Raw genomic sequence first — 501 nt, forward strand, 5'->3', positions numbered from 1 at the left:
AGGTCACCGTGGGTGCGCTGGCGTTCGGCCGCGGCCTGCCACACGTCCATCACGTAGAACGGTGGAACCCCTGCCCGAAGTGCGACGCGGTCGTTCATCTCACCCACGCTAGATCACGTGGACTTCAGAACACCTCGGCTTCGAGCCGGCGCAGCTGCTCACGCGGCGGGCCGAGCAGCTGGGCGCTGCCGTGGGCACGCTTGAAGTACAGCTGAATGTCGTGTTCCCACGTGATCGCGATACCGCCGTGGATCTGTACGGCCTCCGAGGTCACCGCCGACAGTGCCTCGCTGGCGAAGTAACGTGCCAGCGCTGCCGACGTCGATGACGGGGTCGCCATGGAATCGTGCACGACGGCGCGTGCCGAGGCGACCTTGACGTACAGGTCTGCCATGCGGTGCTTGCGCGCCTGGAAGCTGCCGATCGGCCTGCCGAACTGCACACGGTCCTTGCTGTAGGCGACGGTCAGGTCCAGGCATCGCGACGCCGCACCGATCTGCT

The 501-nt window shown here is 66.5% G+C and carries 1 protein-coding gene; it reads right to left on the reverse strand.

The features are described from left to right. Window positions 1–124 precede the first annotated feature (124 nt). The coding region (locus tag CS062_RS25275; protein WP_259373126.1) for an acyl-CoA dehydrogenase family protein at window positions 125–501 on the reverse strand (377 nt) is incomplete at its 5' end.

It is taken from the genome of Roseateles chitinivorans (assembly GCF_002761755.1).
Lineage (GTDB): Bacteria > Pseudomonadota > Gammaproteobacteria > Burkholderiales > Burkholderiaceae_C > Roseateles > Roseateles chitinivorans.